Here is a 19,424-nt window from a genome sequence, read left to right as displayed (position 1 = left end):
CACGAGTCGCCCGCCCCGCGCACACCGATCCGGGGCCGAGGCAGACCGGCTGCTGGCACCTTTCCCAATAGGCAGGCCGCGTGACCACACCGCGGCCGCCCCAGACTCAAGGACCGGTGACACTCATGCCCCACGCCGACTCGCTGACCGTCGTTCACCATGACGACACACGGACACGGTTCAAAGACGTGAGATACCAACTGCACCGCGACGGGATCAGGATCTGGTCGGCGGACGGTGAGCACGCCATCACCGACATCCTCATGACTCACGCCTACCGGCACGAGAAAAAGCAGTGAGCGTACGGGCCCCGGAGAGCAACTCCGGGGCCCGTACGCATGAAGGGGTCAGCCTCGACGCACCGCAAGGCCGTCCTTGGCGGCACCCAGCTCGACCACCACGGTGTCGCCGTCCCTGATCTCACCGGACAGCAGCGCCTTGGCGAGCAGATCCCCGATGCTCGACTGCACCAGCCGCCGCAGGGGCCGAGCGCCGTAAATCGGGTCATAACCGTGCTCGCCCAGCCACTCCACGGCCTCCGGCGCCACCGCCAGCGCCAGCCGCCGCTCGGCCAGCCGGCCCCGCAGCCGGGCCAGCTGGATGTCGACGATGGCGGTCAGGTCGTCCTTGGTGAGGGCGTGGAAGACCACGATGTCGTCGAGCCGGTTCAGGAACTCGGGCTTGAAGTGCGCCCGGACCGCGGCCAGCACCTCGTCGTGCCGCTCCTCGTCGCTCATGGTGAAGTCGGCGGTCGACGAGCCCAGGTTCGACGTCAGCACCAGGATGGCGTTGCGGAAGTCGACAGTGCGGCCCTGGCCGTCGGTGAGCCGCCCGTCGTCGAGCACCTGCAGCAACAGGTCGAACACGTCGGGGTGAGCCTTCTCCACCTCGTCCAGGAGCACCACGCTGTACGGCCGGCGCCGCACCGCCTCGGTGAGCTGCCCGCCCTCCTCGTATCCCACGTAACCGGGGGGCGCACCGACGAGGCGGGCCACCGAGTGCTTCTCCCCGTACTCGCTCATGTCGATGCGGACCATCGCGCGCTCGTCGTCGAAGAGGAACCCGGCGAGCGCCTTGACCAGCTCGGTCTTGCCGACGCCGGTCGGGCCGAGGAACAGGAAGCTGCCGGTCGGCCGGTCCGGGTCCGCGATGCCCGCCCGGGCCCGGCGAACCGCGCCCGCGACCGCGGCGACCGCCTCGCGCTGCCCGATCACCTTGGCGGAGAGCGACTCCTCCATGCGCAGCAGCTTGGCGGTCTCGCCCTCCAGCATCCGGCCCGCCGGGATGCCGGTCCACGAGGAGACGACCTCGGCGATGTCGTCGGCGCCGACCTCCTCCTTGACCATGGGCGGCTCGGCGTTCTCCTCCTCGGACTCCGACGCCGCCTGGATCTCCTTCTCCAGGGCGGGGATCACCTCGTAGAGCAGGCGGGACGCCTCCAGCAGCTCGCCGTCGCGCTGTGCCCGCTCCTGGGCCGCCTTCGCCTCGTCGAGGCGCATCTTGAGCTCACCCACTCGGTTCAGCCCGCCGCGCTCGCGCTCCCAGCGGTCGTTGAGCGCGGTCAGCTCCTCCTCGCGGTCGGCGAGGTCGGCGACCAGGCGCTCCAGCCGGGCGGCCGAGGCCGGGTCGGTCTCCTTCTCCAGCGCGAGCCGCTCCACCCGCATCCGGTCGACGTGCCGCTGCAGCTGGTCCAGCTCGACCGGCCGGGAGTCGATCTCCATGCGGAGCCGCGAGGCGGCCTCGTCGATCAGGTCGATCGCCTTGTCCGGCAGGAACCGGTCGCTGATGTAGCGGTCGGAGAGGCTGGCCGCGGCGACCAGCGCGGCGTCGGTGATCTGCACCCGGTGATGCGCCTCGTAACGGCCCTTGAGCCCGCGCAGGATGCCGATGGTGTCCTCGACGGTGGGCTCGCCGACCACGACCGGCTGGAACCGCCGCTCCAGGGCCGGGTCCTTCTCGATGTGTTCCCGATACTCGTCCAGGGTGGTGGCGCCGACCATGCGCAGCTCACCGCGGGCGAGCATCGGCTTGAGCATGTTGCCGGCGTCCATCGAGCCCTCGCCCTTGCCTGCGCCGACAACCGTGTGCAGCTCGTCGAGGAACGTGACGACCTGGCCGTTGGAGTTGCGGATCTCCTCGAGGACGCTCTTGAGCCGCTCCTCGAACTGCCCTCGATACTGCGCGCCGGCGACCATCGCGCCGAGGTCGAGCGAGACCAGCTTCTTGTCGCGCAGCGTCTCGGGCACGTCGCCGGCCACGATCCGCTGGGCGAGCCCCTCGACGATCGCGGTCTTGCCGACGCCGGGCTCACCGATCAGGACGGGGTTGTTCTTGGTACGCCGGGAGAGCACCTGCACCACCCGGCGGATCTCGGCGTCCCGCCCGATGACCGGGTCGATCTTGCCGTCCCGAGCCAGCGCGGTCAGGTCGACGCTGTACTTCTCCAGCGCCTTGTAGGTCTGCTCGGGATCGGCGGTGGTGACCCGCCGATCGCCGCCGCGCACCTGCGGGAACGCCGCGACCAGGGCGTCCTCGGTGGCGCCGGCGTCCTTGAGCGCCTGGCTGACCGCGCCGCCGACCCGGGACAGGCCGGCGAGCAGGTGCTCGGTCGACACGTACTCATCGCCGAGCGGCTTGGCGATCAGATCGGCCGATCCGATGGCGTTGACGAATTCGCGAGAGAGACTGGGCTCGACGGTGCTCGCGCCGCGCGCGGAGGGCAACTGCTCGATCGCGCGGGCCGCGGCGCGGCGGATGTCCGCCGGGTTGGCTCCGACTGCCCGCAGCAGCGCCGTCGCGGTGGAACCTCCGGTATCCAGCAACGACAGCAGCATGTGCCACGGCTCGACCGTGGCATGCCCGCGACGGCCCGCGTCGGCGACCGCAGCGGTGATCACTTCGCGGCTCTTGGTGGTCAGACGTTCGGTGTTCATGAACTCCCCTGGATTTCTCCTGCCGGAGGAAAACTGGACGGAAGCAGACTTGAGCGGATGCCACTCAACTTTAGCGCGCCCGAGCCAGCGGTGACGGTCACCACCGAACAGGGGCGTCAATAGGAAAGAAGCCGTAACGTCCATGGTCGTGTCACTGTCCCGCCGGTTGCTCCCGCTCGGCCTCGTCTTCCTCAACACCGGCATCGCGACCGCTGTGGTCGGACCCTTTCTCGGCCTGTTTCTCAGCACCGCCGTCGAGGCCAGTCCGATTCAGGTCACCTTCTTCCTGGTGACCGCTTCCCTCTCGGGCGTGGCGGTGTCCTGGGCCATCGGCCGGATCTCGGACCGCCGACCGATGCGGCGCTTGCTGCTGATCATCGCCGCCCTCGCCGGCTGCGCCGGCAGCGGTCTGACCGCGGTGATCCGCGATTACTGGGTGCTCCTTGCGCTCACTGCTACGGCAACGGCCATCGCCGGGTCACTCTTCCCCCAATCTTTCGCGTACGCACGACAGGTGCTCCAACAGGACGATCCGAACCGGGCCGCCCTGGGCATCAGCGCGCTGCGCACCGTCTTCTCGATCGCCTGGGTCGGCGGCCCGTCGCTGGCCGCCTTCCTGCTCGAAGTCGGCGACTTCCAGTACGTCTACGGCACGGCCGCTCTGATGTACCTGATCGCGGCCCTGGTGGTGGTCCGCTGGCTGCCGGAGGTGGAGGCACCGGCCGCACCCCGGGAGGGCGAGGATGCGCCCCCGCGCACGCCGTGGGTCATCTACCCACTCCTGGCCGGCTTCGCCCTGCTGCAGACGTCGATGGTGCTCAGCGTCCAGGCCATGCCGTTGTTCGTCACCACCGAGCTCGGCGGGACCGTCGGCGCCACCGGCCTGATCCTGGGTCTCTGCGCCGCGCTGGAGATCCCGCTGATGCTCGGCTTCGGCCTGCTCTCCACCCGGATGCCGCTGCGTCGGATCATCCTGGCCGGAGCCGTTTGCGGTGTCGTGTACCAGGCTGTCGTCGCCTCGGCCGACTCGGTGTGGATGCTGGCGGTCGCACAGGTACCGAACGCCATCATGATCGCCGCCGTGTCCGGCCTCGGCATCTCGTTCTTCCAGGACATGATGCCCCGCTATCCGGGGCGGGCGACGACCATGTTCACCAACATGTTCCCGATCGGGCAGATCCTGGCCGCGCCGCTCTTCGGCCTGGCACAGGAGTTCGGCTTCCGCCTGGCGTACGGGCTCAACCTGGGACTGAGCGTGCTCGGTCTGGCCCTGCTCCTGATCTTCCGGCCGCCGCGCCCCTCACCGGAGATGACCGAAGTGGATCAGAAATCCACTGCTGAACAGGCGTAATACGACCTCGCGGCACGAAACGGGTGCACTGCGGGCTAACGTTGAGATCGTGCGCGTACGGGTGGAACAGACTCCGCTGCCGGGAATCGGCGTCCGCCATGACCTGGTGACGTCCTCGGGCCGGACGGTCGGGGTGGTCTCGCACCGCAACGGCCGCCGGGACCTCGTGCTCTACGACGTCGACGATCCCGACTCGAGTCTCGCCTCGATCCCGCTCACCGACGACGAGGCGGAGGCCCTGGCCGACGTCCTCGGCGCCTCCCTGATGCTCGGGCAGCTCGCCGGGTTGCGCCAGCAGGCCGCCGGCCTGCTCACCGAGCAGATCGCCCTGCCCGCCGGCTCGCCGTTCGTGGGCCGCAAGCTCGGCGACACCCGGGCCCGCAGCCGCACCAGCGCCTCCATCGTGGCCGTGCTGCGCGACCGGGAGGTGATCGCCTCGCCCGATCCCACGTTCAAGTTCGAGGCGAACGACGTGGTGGTGGCGGTCGGCACCCGCAAGGGCCTGGACGGCGTCACCGCCATCCTGGCCGGCGACGACGACGGCTGAGCGCTGTGGAACACCACACGACGATCCTGCTCATCGAGATCGGCGCACTGCTGTTCGGCCTCGGCATGCTCGGTCGCCTGGGACGGCGCTTCGGCCTCTCCCCGATTCCGCTCTATCTGCTGGCCGGTCTCGCGTTCGGCAGCGGCGGCATCGTCCCGCTCTCGGCCAGTCAGGAGTTCATCGGGATCGGCGCCCAGATCGGCGTCATCCTGCTGCTGGTCATGCTCGGCCTGGAATACTCCGCCGACGAACTCGTCGACAACCTGCGCTCGGCGGCCCCGGCCGGGCTGATCGACATGGTGCTCAACGCGCTGCCCGGCGCGGCGTTCGCGTTCCTGCTCGGCTGGGGCTGGCAGGCCGCCCTGGTGCTGGCCGGCATCACCTGGGTCTCCTCGTCCGGTGTCATCGCCAAGGTGCTCAGCGACCTGGGCCGGGTCGGTAACCGCGAGACGCCGGTGATCCTCTCGGTCCTGGTGATCGAGGACCTCGCGATGGCCTTCTACCTACCGATCGCCACCGCGGTGCTGGCCGGCGCCGGCGTGGTCAACGGGCTGAGCACGCTCGGCGTCGCTGTGGTCACGGTCATCGCGGTGCTCGTCGTCGCGATCCGGTACGGCCGGGAGATCAGCCGTTTCATGTCGGTGAAGGACCCGGAGGCGCTGCTGCTCAGCGTCCTCGGCCTGACTCTCTTCGTCGCCGGTGTGGCCGGCGAGCTGAAGGTCTCCGAGGCGGTCGGCGCGTTCCTTGTCGGCATCGCGCTCTCCGGGCCGGTCGCGCACCACGCCACCCAGATCCTGTCGCCGCTGCGTGACCTGTTCGCCGCGGTCTTCTTCGTCTTCTTCGGGCTCTCCACGGACCCGGCCGACATGCCGGCGGTGCTCCTGCCCGCGCTGGGCCTCGCCGTGCTGACCATGCTGACCAAGGTGCTGACCGGATACCTGGCGGCCCGGCGCGCGGGCATCGCGCTCCCCGGCCGGCTGCGCGCCGGTCTGGCACTGATGCCCCGGGGCGAGTTCTCGGTCGTCATCGCCGGGCTCGCGGTCGTCTACGGCGTCGATCCGCGGCTCGCCCCGCTCGCGACGGCCTATGTTCTGATCACCGTGGTGTCCGGTCCGATGCTTGCGCGGCTGCCCGATTACCGCTGGTTCAAGAACCTGGTGAGGCGGCGGATGTCGGCCATGCAACAGGCCGCCAAACCCCTGCCGTCCCCGGAGTGACCTGCGTCTCCATTGAGAAAGCCCAAAGTTACTGTCCAGTATCTGAATGTGAGCCCTTGACACTTCCGTAGACACACTCAGCGCGCTACCGTTGCGCGGCGACGACTCTGAGTATTGGGACGTTCGACACTGCCACCGACTCTTCCCGGCGGTGGCGCGCTGTGAACGGTTGAGTGAGGCGGCGGCGTGAGCGTGCGAGAAGCGACATTCCTCGGATTCGGCAACCCCGTGGATCCCCGCCCAGACGAACTTCAGTCCTGGGCCTACAACCCCGATTCGGTCCCCCTGCACTCCATGCCGAAGGACTGGGACCTTCTGATCGCGGGCGACGTGCTCGGCCCCACGCTGTTCGAACTGGCCATGGACCGGCAGTGCCCGGCCCGCCGGTTCGCACAGCACTGCATGTACATCTACGCCGCCGACGGCGTGCGGCAGAACGCCAGCGGGCAGCGCAAGCGCCGGCTGAAGAAGTTCGTGGAGCGCGCCGAGGAGGTCGGCGACGAGCCCATGCAGATCTGGGCCCACAACTGCCGGGTCCTGATGACCCGGCCGGAGCTGTATGACCACCACGACTGGATGGAGGGCGGCCTGGTCCGCCACCCGCGGCGGCTCGGTCTCTTCAACCGGCGCTGACACGCGGAGTATTCAGACGATAACTACGAGTAGTAACGGCGGCCCCCACCGGGGCCGCCGTTCTTCTATCTGTCCGGAGACCGGCGCGGGCGCCAGACCACGAGCGCCGTCGAGTGCCGCTCCTGACGCACCAGGTCGCGGCTCGCGTACGGGCTGGTCATCGCGTCCATCTGGGCGATCCGCGCGTGGGCCTCGTCCAGCTGATCCTCGAGCTCGGCCACTCGCTGCTGCAGATCACCGACCAGCTGCTCGAGGCCGATGATGCGCTTGATGCCGGCCAGGTTGACGCCGTCCTCCTGGCTGAGTCGCTGCACCTCGCGGAGCAGCGCGACATCGCGTTCGCTGTACCTCCGGCCGCCGCCGCCCGCCCGGCCGGGCTGCACAAGCCCCAGCCGGTCGTACTGCCGCAGCGTCTGCGGGTGCATCCCGGCCAGCCGTGCGGCCACCGAGATGATCAGAACCTTCGCGTCGGAGGCCTGTTCCACAGAGATGCTGATCTCTTCATACATGTGCCACCTCCCGGGAGGGCCCTAACCAGTGGCTCGTCGCAGGCGTGCGTCGAGCCGTTCCCGCGCCGGCGGCGGGGTGAGTTTCGCGAACTTCTCCAGCGCGTCCCGTGCCTCGCCGGTCACGCCGGCCGGGATCTGTACCTCGACGGTGACGATCAGGTCGCCCGACTGGCCCTCCTTGCGGACCACGCCCTTGCCGCGGGCCCGCAGTTTCCGGCCGCTGGGGGTGCCCGGCGGCACCCGCAGGGTGACCGGGCCGTCCAGCGTGGGCACCTTCAGGTCGGTGCCGAGCACGGCCTCGGCGACGGTGATCGGGACGGTCAGCGTCAGGTCGTCGCCGCTGCGCCCGAACAGGTCGTCCGGTCGCACCTTGACCTGCACGTACAGGTCGCCGGCCGCACCGCCGCGATCGCCCGGTTCGCCCCGGCCGCTGAGCCGGATCCGCTGGCCGTCGGCCACGCCGGCCGGGAACCGCACGTTGATCGTCCGGGTCTTGGTGACCCCGCCCGAACCCCGGCACTCCGGGCACTTCTCGTCCACGATGCTGCCCGAGCCCTGGCAGTCACGACACGGCTCGGAGAAGCTGAACGAACCCTGGTTGCTGGAGATCAGGCCGCTGCCGTGGCACTTCGGACACGACCTCGGCGTGGTGCCCGGTTTCGCCCCGGAGCCCCGGCACGTGTCACAGGCGCCGGGTGTCCGCAGGCTGAGCGGCAGCGTGGTTCCGCGAACCGCCTGGCCGAAGTCCAGCGTCACCTCGGTCTCGACGTCCCGGCCGCGCTGCGGGCCACGCCGCGCCGCCGGACCACCCGGACCGGCGCCACCGGAGAAGATCGAGCTGAAGATGTCCGAGAACCCGCTGCCGCCGAACCGGCGGTCGGCACCGGCACCGGCCCCGGAGAACCCGCCGAACAGGTCGGACGGGTCGAACTGGGCACCGCCCGCGCCGGAGCGCGCGCCGCGACGGAACGCGCCCGAGCCGAACAGCGAGCGCATCTCGTCGTACTCTTTGCGCTTCTTGTCGTCGGCCAGCACGTCGTACGCCTCGGACGCCGCCTTGAACTTCTCCTCCGCCTCCTTGTTGCCAGGGTTGCGGTCGGGGTGAAGGTCCCGGGCGAGCTTCCGGTACGCCTTCTTGATCTCGTCGGGTGAGGCGGACTTGGTTACGCCGAGGACAGCGTAGAAGTCCTTCTCGAGCCAGTCCTTCGAGCTCATTCAGTCCACCTCCTCGACGGTGCGGTTACGGCCCGCCCGCCGGCGGACCGGCGGGCGGGACACGATGTATTTCACTCCGGGTCGGCCACCGCGACCATAGCCGGGCGAAGCAGCCGCTCCCCCAGCGTGTAGCCGCGGCGCATCACCTCGACGCAGGTCGGCTCCCCGACGTCCGCGGACGTCTGGTGCGCGACGGCCTCGTGGCGATTCGGGTCGAACGGGTCGCCCTTCTCCCCGAACGCGACCAGCCCGAGCTTGCCGGTCACCGCGGTGAGTTGCTCCGCCACCGCGGCGAACGGCCCGACCAGGTCGCCGTGCTCCCGGGCCCGGTCGATGTCGTCCAGCACCGGGAGCAGGTCGGTGAGGACCTTGCCGGTCGTCTGCTCGGCGGCGGCACCCCGGTCGCGATCCACCCGCTTGCGGTAGTTCGCATACTCCGCGGTCACCCGCTGCAGGTCGTGCGTCCGCTCGTCGAGCTCGTTGCGCAGCGACGCCAGCTCGGCGCCGAGGCCCGACTTCTCCCCGGTCGCCGGCGCCTCGTCCTCCTCCTCGGGAGCACGGTGTGCACCAGGCACCTTCACCGGCTTCTCCTCGGCGGTGGTCTCCTCGGCCGTCACATCGATCTCGCCCTGGATGACTTCCCGCTCGGTCGCCGGACCGTCGTTCTCGTCGTCCCTGGCACTCACTTCTTGTCGTCCTCCACGATCTCGGCGTCGACGACGTCGTCGCCACCGGTGGCCGGGCCGGCACCGGGCGCGTCGCCCGGAGCACCAGCGCCACCGGGGGCGGCCTGCGGGGTCTCACCCTGCGAGTAGAGCAGCGAACCGGCCTCCTGGGAAACCTGCGACAGCCGCTCGTGCGCCGACTTGATCTTCTCGATGTCGGTACCGCCGAGAGCGCCGCGCAGCTCGCCCAGCGCCTCGTTGATCTTGCTCTTGCTCTCCTCGGGGAGCTTGTCGCCGCTCTCCGCGAGGAACTTCTCGGTCTGCCACTGCAGCTGCTCCGCCAGGTTGCGGGCCTCCGCGTCCTCGCGGCGCTTCTTGTCGTCGTCCGCGTGGTCCTGAGCGTCGCGCATCATGCGCTCGATGTCTTCCTTCGGCAGCGCGGAGCCGCCGGTGATCGTCATCTTCTGCTCCTTGCCCGTGCCCAGGTCCTTGGCGGACACGTGCACGATGCCGTTCGCGTCGATGTCGAAGGAGACCTCGATCTGCGGCACGCCGCGCGGCGCCGGCGCGATGCCGCTGAGCTCGAAGGTGCCGAGCTTCTTGTTGTACGCCGCCATCTCGCGCTCACCCTGGTAGACCTGGATCAGCACGGAGGGCTGGTTGTCGTCAGCCGTGGTGTAGACCTCGGAGCGGTGCGCCGGGATGGTGGTGTTGCGCTCCACCAGCTTGTGCATGATGCCGCCCTTGGTCTCGATGCCCAGCGACAGCGGGGTCACATCGAGCAGCAGGACGTCCTTGACCTCGCCCTTGAGCACACCGGCCTGCAGCGCGGCGCCGACGGCGACGACCTCGTCCGGGTTGACGCCCTTGTTCGGGTCGCGGCCGGTCAGGCTCTTCACCAGCTCGGTCACCGCGGGCATCCGCGTCGAGCCGCCGACCAGGATGATGTGGTCGATGTCGGAGAGCTTGACGTCGGCGTCCTTGATCGCGGACTCGAACGGGCCCTTGCAACGGTCCAGCAGGTCCTGCGTCATGCGCTGGAACTCGCTGCGGTTGAGCGTGGTGTCCAGGTGCAATGGGCCGTTGGCGCCGGCCGTGATGTACGGCAGGTTGATGCTGGTCGTGGTCGCGGCGGAGAGCTCGATCTTCGCCTTCTCCGCGGCCTCGCGCAGACGCTGCAGGGCCATCTTGTCCTGGGACAGGTCGATGCCGTGCTCGCCGCGGAAGGTCTTGACCAGGTGATCGATGATCCGCTGGTCCCAGTCGTCGCCGCCCAGGTGGTTGTCACCGGAGGTCGACTTCACCTCGATGACGCCGTCGCCCAGCTCCAGCAGGGAGACGTCGAACGTGCCGCCGCCGAGGTCGAATACCAGGACGGTCTGCTCCTTGGAGCCCTTGTCCAGCCCGTACGCCAGGGCGGCCGCGGTGGGCTCGTTGACGATGCGCAGGACGTTCAGACCCGCGATCTCACCGGCCTCCTTGGTGGCCTGCCGCTGCGCGTCGTTGAAATACGCCGGGACGGTGATTACCGCGTCGGTGATCTGCTCACCCAGGTACGCCTCGGCGTCGCGCTTGAGCTTCATCAGCACCCGGGCGGAGATCTCCTGGGGGGTGTACTTCTTGCCGTCGATGTCGATCGACCAGCTGGTCCCGATCTCCCGCTTCACCGAGCGAATGGTCCGGTCGGGGTTCGTCACCGCCTGACGCTTGGCGACCTCACCGACGAGCACCTCGCCGTTGCGGGCGAAGGCGACGATGGACGGGGTCGTCCGGGAGCCCTCCGCGTTGGCGATGACGGTGGGCTCGCCTCCTTCCAGAACGCTGACGCAGGAGTTCGTGGTGCCGAGGTCGATGCCGACCGCACGTGCCATGGTGTTCCTCGCTTCTTACCGATACAGGGTTGAGTGGAACCGACTCAATGATGCCACGCGGCCGCACACCGTCAAATCGAAGTTGAGTCTGCGAGGCGCAAGTCGGCGCGTGAGACAGGTGGTGAAGAATCACCTACATACCTGTCCGGTCACGGCATACCGGGACCCGTTGTCCTCGATGCATAGATCGTGCACGCTTTACCCGTGACGACGCACGGAGACGCGGTCGGTCCGTCGGCCCTTTCCGCCGTCCCCGCCGTACCGGATGAGAAAGATCAGGCAGCCAGTGGCCCATCAGAGCGTACGGGGACGGACCGGACCCGTCCGGTGAACCAGGGAACAAGCACCGACCTGGTGGCGGTGCCACCGGCTCTGGGACGCCTCGCGACGGCGCTGAGCCGATTACGAGCGGCGCTCGGCGCGGTCTCGTACCCCTTGGTGCTGCCCTCGGCCGATGAGGCCCGCAACGTCGGCAGCGCCTTGCTCGCGCAGGTCAACGACTACCTGCTGCCCCGGCTGGCACGTCTCGACGCACCCCTGCTCGTGGTCGTCGGCGGTTCCACCGGCGCCGGCAAGTCGACGCTGGTCAACAGCCTGGTCCAGGCGCCGGTGAGCACCGCCGGCGTGCTGCGCCCGACCACCCGGTCCCCGGTGCTGATCGCCCACCCGGGCGACCTGAGCTGGTTCGGCCGCGGCGGCCTGCTCCCCGGCCTGATCCGCACCAGCGAGCCGAGCACCGACCCGAACGCGTTGCAGGTCGTGCCGGCGCCGACCATCGGCCCCGGCCTGGCCCTGCTGGACGCGCCGGACGTCGACTCGGTGGTCGACCACAACCGCCAGCTCGCGGCCCAGTTGCTGGCCGCCGCCGACCTCTGGCTGTTCGTCACCACCGCCGCGCGGTACGCGGACGCCGTCCCGTGGGAGCTGCTGAAGACCGCCCGGCTGCGCGGCACCGTGATCGCGCTGGTGCTCGACCGCGCTCCGGTCGAGGGGGCAGCGGAGGTCGCCGCGCACCTCGGCGAGATGCTCACCGCGCACGACCTCGGCGCCGCGCCGCTGTTCGTGCTGCCGGAGACCGAGCTCGACGGCCGCGGCCTGCTGCCGGACTCGGCGGTCGGCCCGATGCGCCTCTGGTTCGCCAAGCTGGCCGCCGACGCGAACGCCCGCGACGCCGTCGTCCGGCAGACCCTGGACGGCGCGCTCGGTGCGCTCGCCCCGGCGCTCGTCGGCCTGGCCGAGGCCGCCGACGAGCAGCTGCAGACCGCCCGCGGCCTCGACGAACGCGTCGAGGCCGCGTATCGCAACGCGCGGCACACCACCGAGGAGGGCCTGCAGGACGGCCGGCTGCTCCGCGGCGAGGTGCTGGCCCGCTGGCAGGAGTTCATCGGCACCGGCGAGTTCCTGCGCAGCCTGGAGTCCCGGGTGGGCCACCTCCGGGACCGGCTCGTCGCGGCGGTCAGCGGCCGTCCGGCACCCGGCCGCAATCTCCAGGTCGCCATGGAGTCGCAGCTGGTCACGCTGCTGCGCGGGGTCTCGGCGGACGCCGCCGAGCAGGCGTATGCGGCCTGGCAGTCGCATCCGGCCGGCGCCGCCCTGCTCCTGCCCGAGCTGCAGAAGGCCTCCGACGATCTGACGGAGCGGGCTGACCGGCTGGTCCGGGACTGGCAGCAGTGGGTGCTCGAGATGGTCCGGCGCGAGGGCGCCGACAAGCGGTCGGTCGCCCGAGGCGCGGCGTACGCGGTGAACGGCGCCGGACTGGCCGTCATGATCGCGGTCTTCACCACGACCGCGTTCATCCCCACCGGCCTGGAGGTCGCCGCGGGTGCCGGCAGCGCGGTCGCCGCGCAGAAGGTGCTCGAGGCCGTCTTCGGCGACCAGGCCATCCGGACCCTCGCCACCCGGGCCCGGACCGAACTGCTGGCCAGGGTGGACGACCTGTTCGAGGCGGAGGCCGCCCGGTTCACCGAGCGGACCGCCGCCGTACGTCTCGAGGTGGAGCCCGGTGGCCTGTTGCGCCAGGCGGCCGCCGAGGTGGAAAGCGCCCGTAAGGAACTCGCGTTGACCGGATCGGGGTCATGAGTCTGGTGGAGAACGGCCTGTCCGAAGTCGGTACCCAGGAACAAGTCAACGCCGAGGAGCTGGCCCGGCGACTCGAAGCGCTGTCCCGGTTCCTGCGGGCCGTCGGTCCGTACCTGCCGGACGGCGAACTGGTGACCGCGCACACCCTGGTGGAGCGCGCCGGCAACCGGCTCTCGCTGTCGCTGGAGCACACCGTCGTGGCGCTGGCCGGCAGCACCGGCAGCGGCAAGTCGAGCCTGTTCAACGCGCTGGCCCGGTTCAAGCTCTCCCAGGTCGGGGTGCGCCGGCCGACCACCGGCACCGCGCACGCCTGCGTCTGGGGACCGCTCGAACCGGCGAACCGGCTGCTCGACTGGGTCGGTGTGCTGCCGCGGCAGCGGTTCGTCCGGGAGAGCGCGCTCGACGGCGACGACGAGGCCTCGCTGCGCGGCCTGGTCCTGCTGGACCTGCCCGACTTCGACTCGGTCGAGCGCACCCACCGCCTCGAGGTGGACCGGCTCCTCGGCCTGGTCGACCAGATCGTCTGGGTGGTCGACCCGCAGAAGTACGGCGACCGCATCCTGCACCGCGCGTACCTCTCCCAGTTCAGCGCGCACGCCGGCGTCACGATCGTGGTGCTCAACCAGGCCGACCGCCTCAGCCCGGGTGACACCGAGGTGGTCCTCGGCGATCTCACCCGGCTCCTGGAGGAGGACGGGCTCACCGGCACCCCGGTGCTGGCCACCTCGGCCAAGCAGCCGGGCATGCTGGCCGACCTGCGGGAGGCGCTGGAGAAGACGGTCGCCGACCGGCAGGCCGCGCTGCGCCGCCTCTCCGCCGACCTGGACTCGGTCAGCGAGGACATGTCCGCCATGATCGGGCCGCCGGCCGCCGAGGACGAGGTGGACCGGGCGACCGTACGCCAGCTCACCGAATCGCTCGCGGCCTCGGCCGGGGTGCCCGCGGTGGCTGACGCGACGGCGGGGGCCTATCGGCATCGCGCCGCGGCGGCGACCGGCTGGCCGCTGGTCCGCGGGCTGCGTCGGCTCCGGCCGGACCCGCTGCGGCGCCTGCACCTGGGCGAGAAGCCGAAGACCGACGCGGTGTCCACGGACATCGTTCCGCGGACGTCGGTGCCCGCGGCCGACGCCGCACAGCGCTCCGCGGTCGGCATCTCGGTGCGCGCGGTGGCCACCCGCGCCGCCGCGCCGCTGCCCGACATCTGGGCCCCGGCGATCAACACGGCCGCGCGGTCCCGGGCTGACGACCTGCCGGACGCGCTCGACCGTGCCGTCGCCAAGGCCGACCTGGGCATGGAACGCACGCCGATCTGGTGGAAGGCCGTCGGGATCCTGCAGTGGGCACTGCTCGCGGCGGCGGTCGCCGGCTTCGCCTGGCTGATCCTGGGGTACGCGTTGCGCGCCCTCGGCCTCCCCGCGATCGACTATCCGGAGGTGGGCGCCGTCCCGCTCCCGACCGTCCTGCTGCTCGGCGGACTGCTGGCCGGACTACTGCTCTGGCTCCTGCTGAAGCCGATCGTGTCGGCGGGTGCCCGGCGCGCGCGACGCCGCGCCGAGCAGCGTCTGCGAGCGGCGATCACCGAGGTCGGCCGTGGATACGTGGTCTCGCCGGTGCGCGAGGTCCTGAACGCCTACGCCCAGGCGAGGGAAGCGCTCGGAGTCGTTCGCTCGGAGTAGTTCGAGGGGGTGCCGCGAGCGTAGGCTCGCGGCATGCCGGCTTCCCCGACCGCGTACGACGCAGTGCTGCACGCGGCCCGCGACGTCACCAAGCTGGGTTGCGCGCTCGACGCTGAGATGCTCGGCGCCGCCCTGCTCGGCAGTGTCTACGCGATCGCGACCGACGACCGCGCCGAGGCGGTCCGGGAGTTCGTCGGGCGGTTCCTGAGCGCGACCGACCAGCAGCGCACTCCCGCCGCGACGACGATCCGGGAGGTCTTCGCCGCCCTGGTCCCGGACGCGGACGGTGCGGCCGAGGTGGGACACGGGACGCAGGCGCCGTCGTGGGCGACCCAGCTGGGGCGGGTGCGACCCACCGGCTGCTATGCGTACGGGGACGTGTACGGCGATCAGACGTCCTATGTGGTCTCGTTTGCGTACGAGGACAGCGCCGACGGCGGACCGGAACACGCGGTCGTGGCCCTGGTCGACCACAACATCGGCATCACGAAGGACGTGTTCGTCGCGACCTCGGCCGACGAGCTGCTCACCCGGATCCGGGCGATCTGCGCCGGCGACGAGCTGATCTGGTTCCGCACCGAGGACCCGGGCCGGCTGCGCGACGAGGTCGGCCGGCATCTGCAGATCACGGACGAGCTCGGCGAACTGCCCGCGGACGGCTCACTGGCCACCGACCGCGCGCTCGCCGCCGTCCGGCTGGCCCTGCTCCCGGTGCTCACCACTCCGCCCCTCACCGAGCCCGCCGATCCCGATCCGGGCGACGTGGTCCGGGACTTCCTGGCGTCACCCGAGGCGGTTCGCTTCGGGCTGCCCACGAACGCGTCCGCCCCGGAGGACAGCGCCTCGCTGGACTTCTGCCTGAGCCTGCTCGCCGACCACGCGGCCACCCTGCCCGGCGGAGAGCTGCTGCGCTGGAGCCCGACGGTCGCGGGCCTGTTCCTGCTGGACTGGGTGCACCGGCGCGCGGTGCTGGACATGGACGACGCCGCGATGCTGCCGCGAGTCGTCCGAGCCTGGTCGGCGTATTCGGTACGGCGCCGTGACCTGCCGGAACAGGCTGCTGAGGAGACCGAGGCCGCCGTCGAGGAACTGATTCCCGAGTTCGCACGGCTCTACACCACCGGCGAACGGCGCAGCCCGGCGACCGCGGCGGTGGCGCAGCTGATCGCCGAGGGCGTCGACCCGAGCGACACCGCCGCGATCGACGCCTGGCTGGACGCCAACCGCGACGAGTGAGTCAGCCCTGGTCGGGGTGATGCTCGTCGGCCGGATCAGCATGGTGGCGTCCCACTCTGCTGCTGCGCAGGTCGCTGGCCCGGTGCTGCCCTCGGTACGGCCGGTTGCCGGTGCGCTGGTCCTCCGGCCTCGGCTGGGTCAGCGAGTGGCGGACGTTGCCGCCGGCGCCGGTGTAACTCTGCTCGAGTATTCGAGCGGGACGGATGTTCTGCGGGCGTTCGGTCACCTCTGACCTCCGGCTGGGTGCTGGACGAACGGATTCACGGCGCCGTGACCAGGTCTCCTGGACGGTGGCGCTCTCACATGGGCGATGCCGCGGCTCGCCCGGTTCCTGGGGTGCCGCCTGCCGTGCGGCGACGTGGTCCTGATCCGACGGCACCTCGGGCAGGTCGGGCACCGATGGAAAGCCCTCCGGCGGATCCGGCCGGGACAGGTCGTCCTCCTCCGGCACCACCGGAAGACCCGGCACCACCGGAAGACCCCGCACCACCGGAGGATCGGTCACGGTTCGCGCCGGCGCGGGCTCGCGAACAACCCCGGGCCGCCGAACCACCCCATTTCGATCACCCCGATCGCGATTCTTTGCCCGATTTGCTCTTTTCGGTGATCTGCCCGGCTTTTTACCCGCCTGATCGACAGCATCCGCCCCAGGATGATCATTATCGGACGAATGGGTGGGTAACGGCGACGGCTTCACCGGCCCGGTCACCGGCGGCGGCAGGAACGGCGCATCCATCGCCCCCGGCCGCTCCCGCCCGACGATCTCGTTCGACCCCGCGGTGATCACCGCGAGCGTCGGCACCGAAGCGAGCCCGACCAGCAACGCCACCATCAGCACGTAGCGCCGGGTAGGACCGGAGAAGCCAAGATCCTCCCGATAGACACCGTTGAGACGCTTCCGGAGCACCTTGAGTGGCGGCACGAGGCCGTCGTCGTCGTGCGGGTGCGGCACCGCGTGACTCCCCCCAGCGAAAACGTCAACCCGGATCCGTCTCGGTCGAAGGGGTGAACGAAGCATGCGGCAATTCGGCAGCGGCGCCGAAGGGTCATTCGTGCGGTAGTGAGCTCCCAAAAACTCCTAAACCGGACAAATACCACCGACGATGGGTCATTAGAAACTCTTTTCGTGATCCACGCGATCTGTAACGGCGCTCACTCCCTCTGTCAGGATGGGAGCGACGGCACCGCCGCCGTCGCCCTCCGCCAAACCAGCGGGGCACGGCGGGCCGTCCCGGTGAATGCACGGCATTGCCGGAGCAAGCCGCGCGGCAACCCCACCCGGGTCAGGCGCGGCAGACCCCCGCGGTTCAGCCGCGCGGCCGGGAGACACCCGCCGCGGGGCGCAGAGATGAAACAGGAGACACGGATGGCGAAAGGCGGAAGCGACGCCGGGACCGATGTTCCGGCCGGCGGCTTCGTCCAACTGCTGACCCCCGACGGGAAACGCATCGACTCCGTCACCACAGCTGACGGAACGACGTACTCCGTCGACTTCACCGACGAGGAGTACCGGGACCTCTATCGGGACCTGGTCACCGTGCGCCGCCTCGACGCCGAAGCGGTCGCCCTGCAGCGGCAGGGCGAGCTGGGCATCTGGGCCAGCCTGCTCGGGCAGGAGGCCGCACAGGTCGGTTCCGGGCGCGCGCTGCGCCCGCAGGACATGGCGTTCCCGACGTATCGCGAGCACGGCGTCCTCTACTGCCGCGGCATCGACCCGATCATGCCGTTCGGCCTGTTCCGCGGTGTCGACCAGGGCGGCTGGGATCCGAACGAGTTCAAGTTCAACACCTACACGATCGTCATCGGCGCGCAGACGCTGCACGCGACCGGCTACGCCATGGGCGTCACCATGGACGGCAAGACCGGCAGCCCCGACGGCGAGGCCGTGATCGCGTATTTCGGTGACGGCGCCACCAGCCAGGGCGAGGTCAACGAGTCGTTCGTCTGGTCCGGTGTCTTCAACGCCCCGATCGTCTTCTTCTGCCAGAACAACCAGTACGCGATCTCCGAGCCCCTGGAGCGCCAGACCCGCGTCCCGCTCTACCAGCGCGCGGGTGGCTACGGCTTCCCCGGCATCCGGGTCGACGGCAACGACGTGCTCGCCACGTACGCGGTCACCCGCGCCGCGCTGGACAACGCCCGCAACGGACAGGGCCCGACGCTCATCGAGGCGTACACGTACCGGATGGGCGCGCACACCAGCTCGGACGACCCGACGCGCTACCGGATCGCCAGCGAGGTCGAGTCCTGGAAGGCGAAGGACCCGATCAGCCGGCTCAAGGCCTTCCTGACCAAGGAGAAGATCGCGAAGGACGACTTCTTCACCGAGGTCGACGACACCGCCAAGAAGCAGGCACTCGACCTGCGGGAGCGGGTGCTGGCGATGCCCGATCCACAACCGGTCACGCTCTTCGACAACGTCTATCCGAACGGCTCCGGCGAGCTGGACGACCAGCGCCGGGCGTTCACCGACTACCAGGCGTCGTTCGAGGGGAGTGGGCACTGATGGCCGAGACGATCACCCTGGGCAAGGCCCTCAACCACGGCCTGCGCCGCGCGCTGGAGAACGACTCCAAGGTCGTCATCATGGGCGAGGACGTCGGCAAGCTGGGCGGCGTCTTCCGGATCACCGACGGTCTGCAGAAGGACTTCGGCGAGGACCGCGTCATCGACACCCCGCTGGCCGAGGCCGGCATCATCGGCACCGCGGTCGGCCTGGCCATCCGTGGGTACCGGCCGGTGTGCGAGATCCAGTTCGACGGGTTCGTCTTCCCGGCGTACAACCAGATCGTCGCCCAGGTGGCGAAGATGCACTACCGGTCCAAGGGCAAGCTGCGGCTGCCGATCGTCATCCGTATTCCGTACGGCGGTGGCATCGGCGCGGTCGAGCACCACTCCGAGTCGCCCGAGGCGTACTTCGCGCACACTCCCGGCCTCAAGGTCGTGACCTGTTCGAACCCCGCCGACGCGTACTGGATGATCCAGCAGTCGATCCTCTCCGACGACCCGATCATCTTCTTCGAGCCGAAGCGGCGGTACTGGGAGAAGGGCGAGGTCGACCTGAGCGCGCCCCTCTCCGAGGCGTTCCCGCTGCACGCGGCGCGGGTGGCCCGGCCCGGCACGGACGCGACGGTTCTCGCGTACGGCCCGATGGTTCGGGTGGCGCTGGACGCCGCGAGCGCCGCGGCCGAGGACGGCCGCAACCTCGAGGTCATCGACCTGCGCACGCTCTCGCCGGTGGACTACCCGGTGATCTTCGAGTCGGTCCGGCGGACCGGTCGCGCGGTCGTCGTGCACGAGGCGCCGGGCAACCTGGGCATGGGCGCCGAGCTCGCGGCCCGGATCACCGAGGAGTGCTTCTACTCCCTGGAGGCGCCGGTGCTGCGCGTGGCCGGTTACGACACGCCCTACCCGGCGGCGCGGCTCGAGGAGGAGTACCTCCCCGATCTGGACCGGGTGCTGGACGCCGTCGACCGCTCGTTCGGCTGGTGA

At 70.2% G+C, this 19,424-nt stretch carries 17 protein-coding genes; 10 read left to right on the top strand and 7 right to left on the bottom strand.

Features of this window, described 5'->3' with window-relative positions; all coding sequences use genetic code 11:
* Positions 1-347: 347 nt before the first annotated feature.
* A complete protein-coding gene (clpB, locus tag AB0M02_RS40765) occupies positions 348-2,933 on the bottom strand; it encodes an ATP-dependent chaperone ClpB (RefSeq protein WP_364237463.1) in 2,586 nt (861 codons plus the stop codon).
* 142 nt (positions 2,934-3,075) lie between these two features.
* Between clpB and AB0M02_RS40760 the strand changes: the two genes are divergently transcribed.
* The 4 genes from AB0M02_RS40760 (at position 3,076) to AB0M02_RS40745 (ending at position 6,681) form a co-directional block, all read left to right on the top strand.
* Positions 3,076-4,284: a sugar efflux transporter gene (locus AB0M02_RS40760; RefSeq protein WP_364237461.1), complete on the top strand. Its 1,209-nt coding sequence runs from the start codon at positions 3,076-3,078 to the stop codon at positions 4,282-4,284.
* A gap of 49 nt (positions 4,285-4,333) precedes the next feature.
* Positions 4,334-4,831: a cation:proton antiporter regulatory subunit gene (locus AB0M02_RS40755; protein WP_364237458.1), complete on the top strand. Its 498-nt coding sequence runs from the start codon at positions 4,334-4,336 to the stop codon at positions 4,829-4,831.
* A gap of 5 nt (positions 4,832-4,836) precedes the next feature.
* On the top strand, positions 4,837-6,048 hold the full coding sequence (locus AB0M02_RS40750) for a cation:proton antiporter (RefSeq protein ID WP_364237456.1): 1,212 nt from the start codon (positions 4,837-4,839) through the stop codon (positions 6,046-6,048).
* Between the two features lie 186 nt (positions 6,049-6,234).
* A complete protein-coding gene (locus AB0M02_RS40745) occupies positions 6,235-6,681 on the top strand; it encodes a hypothetical protein (RefSeq protein WP_364237453.1) in 447 nt (148 codons plus the stop codon).
* Between the two features lie 65 nt (positions 6,682-6,746).
* Here the strand turns inward: AB0M02_RS40745 and AB0M02_RS40740 are convergent, their stop codons facing one another.
* The 4 genes from AB0M02_RS40740 to dnaK form a co-directional block, all read right to left on the bottom strand.
* Positions 6,747-7,190 carry a MerR family transcriptional regulator gene (locus tag AB0M02_RS40740; protein ID WP_364237452.1) on the bottom strand — a complete coding sequence of 148 codons (444 nt, stop codon included), beginning with the start codon at positions 7,188-7,190 and terminating at the stop codon, positions 6,747-6,749.
* 21 nt (positions 7,191-7,211) lie between these two features.
* Positions 7,212-8,405 carry a molecular chaperone DnaJ gene (gene dnaJ / locus AB0M02_RS40735; protein ID WP_364237450.1) on the bottom strand — a complete coding sequence of 398 codons (1,194 nt, stop codon included), beginning with the start codon at positions 8,403-8,405 and terminating at the stop codon, positions 7,212-7,214.
* A 71-nt stretch (positions 8,406-8,476) separates the two neighbouring features.
* Positions 8,477-9,091: a nucleotide exchange factor GrpE gene (gene grpE, locus AB0M02_RS40730; protein WP_364237449.1), complete on the bottom strand. Its 615-nt coding sequence runs from the start codon at positions 9,089-9,091 to the stop codon at positions 8,477-8,479.
* Entirely contained in the window at positions 9,088-10,941 is a 1,854-nt protein-coding gene (gene dnaK / locus AB0M02_RS40725) for a molecular chaperone DnaK (protein ID WP_364237446.1), read from the bottom strand. Before dnaK ends, grpE begins: the two co-directional genes overlap by 4 nt.
* A 372-nt stretch (positions 10,942-11,313) precedes the next feature.
* Between dnaK and AB0M02_RS40720 the strand changes: the two genes are divergently transcribed.
* From AB0M02_RS40720 to AB0M02_RS40710, 3 genes are read left to right on the top strand one after another with little or no spacing between them, the layout of a single operon-like run.
* Positions 11,314-13,020 (top strand): ABC transporter, encoded by a 1,707-nt coding sequence (locus AB0M02_RS40720; RefSeq protein WP_364237659.1) that lies wholly within the window; start codon positions 11,314-11,316, stop codon positions 13,018-13,020.
* Complete coding sequence (locus AB0M02_RS40715; RefSeq protein ID WP_364237444.1) at positions 13,017-14,696, top strand: GTPase; 1,680 nt, start codon at positions 13,017-13,019, stop codon at positions 14,694-14,696. Before AB0M02_RS40720 ends, AB0M02_RS40715 begins: the two co-directional genes overlap by 4 nt.
* A gap of 33 nt (positions 14,697-14,729) precedes the next feature.
* Entirely contained in the window at positions 14,730-15,932 is a 1,203-nt protein-coding gene (locus tag AB0M02_RS40710; RefSeq protein WP_364237442.1) for a hypothetical protein, read from the top strand.
* Position 15,933: 1 nt separating this feature from the next.
* On the opposite strand, the gene AB0M02_RS40705 is transcribed toward AB0M02_RS40710, so the two are convergent.
* Entirely contained in the window at positions 15,934-16,419 is a 486-nt protein-coding gene (locus tag AB0M02_RS40705) for a hypothetical protein (protein WP_364237441.1), read from the bottom strand.
* 14 nt (positions 16,420-16,433) lie between these two features.
* Positions 16,434-16,592 (bottom strand): hypothetical protein, encoded by a 159-nt coding sequence (locus tag AB0M02_RS40700; RefSeq protein ID WP_364237440.1) that lies wholly within the window; start codon positions 16,590-16,592, stop codon positions 16,434-16,436.
* A gap of 14 nt (positions 16,593-16,606) precedes the next feature.
* Here AB0M02_RS40700 and AB0M02_RS40695 point away from each other — a divergent pair, with 14 nt between their 5' ends.
* The 3 genes from AB0M02_RS40695 (at position 16,607) to AB0M02_RS40685 (ending at position 19,424) form a co-directional block, all read left to right on the top strand.
* Complete coding sequence (locus AB0M02_RS40695) at positions 16,607-16,774, top strand: hypothetical protein (protein WP_364237438.1); 168 nt, start codon at positions 16,607-16,609, stop codon at positions 16,772-16,774.
* A gap of 524 nt (positions 16,775-17,298) precedes the next feature.
* Positions 17,299-18,438, top strand: a complete 1,140-nt coding sequence (gene pdhA / locus AB0M02_RS40690; protein WP_364237435.1) for a pyruvate dehydrogenase (acetyl-transferring) E1 component subunit alpha — start codon at positions 17,299-17,301, stop codon at positions 18,436-18,438.
* A complete protein-coding gene (locus AB0M02_RS40685) occupies positions 18,435-19,424 on the top strand; it encodes an alpha-ketoacid dehydrogenase subunit beta (protein ID WP_364237657.1) in 990 nt (329 codons plus the stop codon). Before pdhA ends, AB0M02_RS40685 begins: the two co-directional genes overlap by 4 nt.

Origin of the sequence: Actinoplanes sp. NPDC051861 (genome assembly GCF_040681145.1) — a bacterium.
Classification (GTDB): domain Bacteria; phylum Actinomycetota; class Actinomycetes; order Mycobacteriales; family Micromonosporaceae; genus Actinoplanes.
The sequence above is the reverse complement of the archived record's forward strand: the minus strand, read 5'-3'. Positions and strand labels throughout refer to the sequence as shown.

Coding starts and splice junctions, on each gene's coding strand:
- clpB (WP_364237463.1), bottom strand. CDS start 2,933: ATGAACACCGAACGTCTGACCACCAAGAGCCGCGAAGTGATCACCGCT.
- AB0M02_RS40760 (WP_364237461.1), top strand. CDS start 3,076: ATGGTCGTGTCACTGTCCCGCCGGTTGCTCCCGCTCGGCCTCGTCTTC.
- AB0M02_RS40740 (WP_364237452.1), bottom strand. CDS start 7,190: ATGTATGAAGAGATCAGCATCTCTGTGGAACAGGCCTCCGACGCGAAG.
- dnaJ (WP_364237450.1), bottom strand. CDS start 8,405: ATGAGCTCGAAGGACTGGCTCGAGAAGGACTTCTACGCTGTCCTCGGC.
- dnaK (WP_364237446.1), bottom strand. CDS start 10,941: ATGGCACGTGCGGTCGGCATCGACCTCGGCACCACGAACTCCTGCGTC.
- AB0M02_RS40715 (WP_364237444.1), top strand. CDS start 13,017: ATGAGTCTGGTGGAGAACGGCCTGTCCGAAGTCGGTACCCAGGAACAA.
- AB0M02_RS40710 (WP_364237442.1), top strand. CDS start 14,730: ATGCCGGCTTCCCCGACCGCGTACGACGCAGTGCTGCACGCGGCCCGC.
- AB0M02_RS40700 (WP_364237440.1), bottom strand. CDS start 16,592: ATGATCATCCTGGGGCGGATGCTGTCGATCAGGCGGGTAAAAAGCCGG.
- pdhA (WP_364237435.1), top strand. CDS start 17,299: ATGGCGAAAGGCGGAAGCGACGCCGGGACCGATGTTCCGGCCGGCGGC.